Annotated in this window: 6 protein-coding genes; all 6 read right to left on the reverse strand. The window is 61.3% G+C overall.

Translation table 11 applies throughout. The features are described 5' to 3' along the window. Positions 1–373: 373 nt before the first annotated feature. The 6 genes from Taqua_RS13285 to Taqua_RS12640 all read right to left on the reverse strand — a co-directional run bounded on the left by Taqua_RS13285 (position 374) and on the right by Taqua_RS12640 (position 4,740). Positions 374–718: a hypothetical protein gene (locus Taqua_RS13285; protein ID WP_185969635.1), complete on the reverse strand. Its 345-nt coding sequence runs from the start codon at positions 716–718 to the stop codon at positions 374–376. A gap of 319 nt (positions 719–1,037) precedes the next feature. After that, positions 1,038–1,265, reverse strand: coding sequence for a 2-hydroxymuconate tautomerase (locus Taqua_RS12620; RefSeq protein ID WP_281287787.1), 228 nt, complete (start codon positions 1,263–1,265; stop codon positions 1,038–1,040). Further along, positions 1,258–2,046, reverse strand: a complete 789-nt coding sequence (gene dmpH / locus Taqua_RS12625; RefSeq protein WP_144326940.1) for a 2-oxo-3-hexenedioate decarboxylase — start codon at positions 2,044–2,046, stop codon at positions 1,258–1,260. The genes Taqua_RS12620 and dmpH overlap by 8 nt, the downstream gene beginning before the upstream one ends. A 27-nt stretch (positions 2,047–2,073) precedes the next feature. Further along, positions 2,074–2,685 carry a glutathione transferase GstA gene (gene gstA, locus Taqua_RS12630; protein WP_144326941.1) on the reverse strand — a complete coding sequence of 204 codons (612 nt, stop codon included), beginning with the start codon at positions 2,683–2,685 and terminating at the stop codon, positions 2,074–2,076. Between the two features lie 20 nt (positions 2,686–2,705). Next, complete coding sequence (gene dmpG, locus Taqua_RS12635; RefSeq protein ID WP_144326942.1) at positions 2,706–3,767, reverse strand: 4-hydroxy-2-oxovalerate aldolase; 1,062 nt, start codon at positions 3,765–3,767, stop codon at positions 2,706–2,708. Between the two features lie 46 nt (positions 3,768–3,813). After that, positions 3,814–4,740: an acetaldehyde dehydrogenase (acetylating) gene (locus Taqua_RS12640; protein WP_144326943.1), complete on the reverse strand. Its 927-nt coding sequence runs from the start codon at positions 4,738–4,740 to the stop codon at positions 3,814–3,816. Between the last annotated feature and the right edge of the window lie 463 nt (positions 4,741–5,203).

Genomic DNA, 5,203 nt, shown 5'->3' on the forward strand with positions numbered 1-5,203 from the left:
GACGAGGCTCAAACGTCTGGCCATGCTTTGCACCCGTCTATGGCTGGTGTATATTGGTGCCTGTTGGTGTCTGTACTCGGCCTGTTAATCCGTAGGTCCCTGGTTCGAGCCCAGGTCGGGGAGCCAAAACCCAACCATACACAAAAAGCCCGCCGCGCTGCGGGCTTTGGCTTTTGTTGGAGACCAGTGTGCTGCGTGCGTCAGCACAGGGCACCACAAGTCGTCACGCAGACAGCGTGGCGCCAGACTTGACAAACGCCGACACCGTCGCAGGAAACCCGATCGTTGATCGGGCTAGCAAGCTGGCTACCGTCCATTGGGCCGTCAAGCATGCCAGCGGTAGGCATAAGGGGTCGTCCCTGAAAAATTCCCCTCAAGCGCCAACGAACGCTGCACGACCGTGTAGCGGCGCTGCGCTTGGGCTGCAACGCAGAAAAGTCGGCCACGAGCGCGTGGGAGCAACAGCCCGCAACAGGCATAACAAAACCGCCCACAAGAAGGTGATGCCCATCTTGGCGATCATGCGCAGCGGCACGCGCGGCCGCCTGGCGTTGCTGGGCACAGCCGTGCGTTGGATCTGTTGGTCAAAGATGTCCAACTCAGGCATGGCCACACCGGCGCGGGCTTTGCGCGACAACTCCTGCGTCACCCGTGCCTCGATCTTCTGCCAGGGCATGCGCGAGGCCAGCACGACCAGCGGATGGCGCAGGTCGATCATGTGGTCCAGGCGCGGTCGGGAAAAATCGTCAGAGGCGGGGCAGGCAAAGCGCACGGCAGTACTCCCAGAAAACAGCAACCCAAGCGCATTGAGCTGGGGGAATGGTACGACCAATGGGGTGAAATATCAGCCAAAAACAAAGGCTTGGAAATAAATCAGGGGCGACTGCATCACCCAGTATCGCATCAGTCCTCAGTTTGGCTTTACGGCCGAACTTCTCGCAGCAGTTGCCATCGCCGTGTACGACCCCACAGGCCATCGGGTAACCACAATGTTGCCCCCACGATGATGACACCGAGCAAAATCAGGTAACCGCTACTCACCGCCCCAGATCCTTGGCACTGACGCCAGCGATACCCCAGTTTTCCTTCGGCATCTCATGGATCCAGACGCGGATCGACTCCTTCGGTGCGCTGGTGGCTTCATGCAACGCCTGGGTGACCTTTTCGATCACCGCTTTTTTTTGTTCAGGCGTGCGCCCCTCAAGCATATAAATTTGCGCAAACGGCATGCTGCTCTCCTTCCGACAATGGTGCTGCTCAGACAAAACGCAAGCCAACCGCGCCCATGCCCTGCACGCGCAACTGCACGTGGTCGCCCGCCGCCACCGCCACCGCTTCGGTTACGCCGCCGGATAGGATCATCGTACCGGCGGGGATACTGCGACCACGCCGCCCCAGGTGGTTGGCCAACGCTGCCACCGCTGCGGCGGGATGCCCCAGCACTGCAGCACCCGCCCCTAAGGCCACCGGTTGGCCGTTTTTCTCCAACACCACGCCGCAGGTACGCAAGTCCACTTCGTCAACCGGACAGGCACGCCCACCGACGACGAAACGCGCCGCCGAGGTGTTGTCCGCGATGACGCTTTTGAGGTCGAATTTGAAATCGCGGTAACGGCTGTCGATGACCTCGATACCCGCCATGACAAAGTCGGTGGCAGCCAACACCGCGCCCACATGGCAGCCCGGTCCGCGCAGCTCGTGCTTCAGCACAAAGACGATCTCCGGCTCCACCTTGGGGTGGATCAGAGCACGGGTGTCCACCGCCTCACCTGGAGCCACAGCAAAGGTATCGACCAAAAAGCCGAACACCGGCTCCGTGACCCCCATCTGCGTCATCTTGGCACGGGATGTCAGGCCGCACTTGAGACCCGCGACACGCGCGCCGCGATCGAGGTGCAACTTGAGGATGCGGTCCTGTATTTCGTAGGCATCCTCCCAGTCCATGTCGGGGTGCTGATCGGTGATCTTGACCGTGTCCCGAGCCTGTTGCTGGCAACCATCGAGGTGCAGTGCCAGCTGCTGCAGCGTGGTATCGTTCAGTGTCATGACGTGTGGGTTAAAAGCTTGGCCTGATCAGCCCTGGACGAGCCCTTCCGCGCGCAAAGCGGCCTGTACTGCTGGCCGCTGCCCAACGCGTGCACTAAAGTGCTGCAGCGCCGGCCATGGGGCCAAATCAACCCCAACATAGCTCGCCCAGCTCAACGTGACAAACAGGTAAATATCAGCCACGCTGAATTGACCACCTACAAGGTACTCGCCGCTCGCAAGTTGAGCAGCGACGCGACCCAAACGCGCATGGAGCACCTGGCGCGCCCACGCCTTGTGGTCCTCGCTGGCCGAGGGATTGAACAGCGGACTGTACGATTTGTGGATTTCAGTCGAAATAAAGTTCAGCCATTGCTGCAATTGATAACGTTCGAAGGTACCATTGGCCGGCGCCAGGCGTTTGCCGGGAACCTGATCGGCAACGTACTGTACGATGGCAGGACCTTCAGTCAACGTGCGGCCATCGTCAAGAACCAGACACGGCACGTAGCCGTCCGGGTTGACTTTTCTAAAGTCTTCGCCACTCTCGGTAACCTTGGTTTTCAGATCGACGCGAACCAGCTCAAACGAAAGCTCTGCCTCACGCAACGCGATGTGCGGCGAGAGCGAGCATGCGCCCGGCGAATAGTAGAGTTTCATCGCTTGCTCCTTTTTCTGTGTCAAACCACGCTTGCGCTTTCGCGCACTGGCAGCAACCCCCGCGCCTTGGCCATGCTCAGCGCGGTGTCTTCAATCATGTCTTCCTGGCCACCGACCATGCCTTTGCGTCCCAGCTCGACCAAAATGTCGCGCGCCGGCACACCGTATTTGGCTTCGGCGCGCTTGGCAAACAGCAAGAAACTGCCGTACACCCCGGCATAGCCCAGTGTGAGCGCGTCGCGGTCGATACGGATCGGGAAGTCCATCATCGGCACCACCAGATCTTCGGCCACGTCCTGGATCTTCCAGACATCCACGCCCGTTTGCACCCCCATGCGGTCCAGCACCGCCACCAGCACCTCCATCGGTGTGTTGCCGGCGCCGGCGCCCAAGCCAGCACTGGCCGCATCAATGCGGTTGGCCCCAGCTTCGATCGCGGCGATGCTGTTGGCCACACCCATGGCCAGGTTGTGGTGGCCATGGAAGCCCAATTCCGTTTCAGGCTTGAGCGCTTCGCGCACGGCACTGACACGCGCCTTGACGTCGTCAGGCAACATATAACCAGCGGAGTCGGTGATGTAAACGCAGTTGGCCCCGTAGCTCTCCATTTGCTTGGCTTCCTTGACCAAGCGCTCGGGGCTGGCCATGTGTGCCATCATCAAAAACCCGACGGTGTCCATGCCAAGCTGACGGGCCAGCTTGATATGTTGTTCACCGACGTCGCTTTCGGTGCAGTGCGTCGCCACGCGAATGGTGTGAACCCCCACTTCGTGCGCCATGCGCAGGTGATCCACTGTGCCAATGCCAGGCAACAGCAGCGCCGAGATCTTGGCGCGCTTCATCAGCGGCACCACGGCCTTCAGGTATTCCTCGTCGCTGTGGCGAGGAAAGCCGTAGTTGACCGAGGCTCCGCCCAGGCCATCGCCATGGCTGACTTCGATCAACGGCATGCCGGCCTCGTCCAGCGCCTGGGCGATGGTGGTCATCTGTTCCAGCGTGATTTGGTGCCGCTTGGGGTGCATGCCGTCGCGCAGGCACATTTCATGCAAGGTGACGCGACGCCCTTCGAGTGCGCTTTTCATTGTTCGATCCTCTGGTGGTGGGAGATTGGACAACGTGGTGGCTGCCTTACGCGGCCATCGCGGCGGTCACAGGCTCCAGCTTGAGCGTACCCGCCAGAATTTCCTCAGCGAACATTTCGGCCGTGCGAGCGGCCGCGGCGGTCATGATGTCCAGGTTGCCGGCGTACTTGGGCAGGTAGTCGCCCAGGCCCTCGACCTCCAGGTAGATCGAGACGCGGTCGCCGTCGATGACCGGGCCGTTGACGAGCCGATAGCCCGGCACGTACTTCTGCACCTCGGCGATCATGCGGTGCACGGACTCTTCGATCTCTGCCGCGCGCGGCGTGCCGTCGACCAGGCAGTGCACGGTGTCGCGCATGATGATGGGCGGCTCGGCCGGGTTGATGATGATGATGGCCTTGCCTTGGCGCGCACCCCCCACCTTGGCCACGGCGCCGGCGGTGGTGCGGGTGAACTCGTCGATGTTCTTGCGCGTGCCCGGCCCGGCCGAGCGGCTGGAGACGGTGGCGATGATTTCGGCGTAGCGCACCGGCTGCACGCGGCTGACGGCGTAGACCATCGGGATGGTGGCTTGACCGCCGCAGGTCACCATGTTGACATTCATCTCGCGCTTGCCGATGTGCTCCTTGAGGTTCACCGGCGGCACACAGTACGGGCCAATGGCCGCCGGCGTCAGGTCGATCATCATCGCGCCTTCGGCGTTGACCTTGCGGGAGTTTTCCGCGTGCACGTAGGCACTGGTGGCGTCGAAAACGATCTGGATGCCATCGGCCTTGATGTGGGGCACCAGACCATCGACGCCCTCTGCGGTCGTCTTTAAGCCAAGTTCTCGCGCTTTTTTAAGACCGTCGCTCTCAGGGTCGATGCCGACCATCCATACCGGCTCCAGCAACGGGCTGCGACGCAGCTTGGCCAGCAAGTCGGTGCCGATGTTGCCTGGCCCAATCAGGGCGCATTTGACTTTCTTTGTCATCTTTCAATTCCTTATCAATGGCATCCCAAACAGTGCACAGCGACGGCGCGACTCACCGCGCTGAAGCGTGCAACCAACCCCGCAAAGCCTTGGTCAGCGTGGGCGCGACCAACCAAGTCATGATCAGTACGACCAAAACCGTGATGAGCGCTGTGCGCAACGGCAGCGGCCAGTCAGCCACCCACGGCGCCACCGTCAAAAACAGCACCAACACCGTGGGGTAAATGCCCAACCAGGTCACCACCGCCACCTTCCAGCGCGGTGGAACGCTGTGTTGCGTTGGCCGCGGTGTAAACCAGTGATCCAGCCCCGACAGTTCACGCACCACTTCACGACCGACGTCCCCCCGCTTTCAGTAGCGGTTCGATCTAGAGTCCGGGTTGGATGGTAGCCGATGCCAGTTGCCTGGCGTAGGCGCTCGGTGTCAGTCCGCCCAATGCCTTCTTGGGTCGCTCCTCGTTGT

The organism is Tepidimonas aquatica (genome assembly GCF_007556585.1).
Taxonomy (GTDB): domain Bacteria; phylum Pseudomonadota; class Gammaproteobacteria; order Burkholderiales; family Burkholderiaceae_C; genus Tepidimonas; species Tepidimonas aquatica.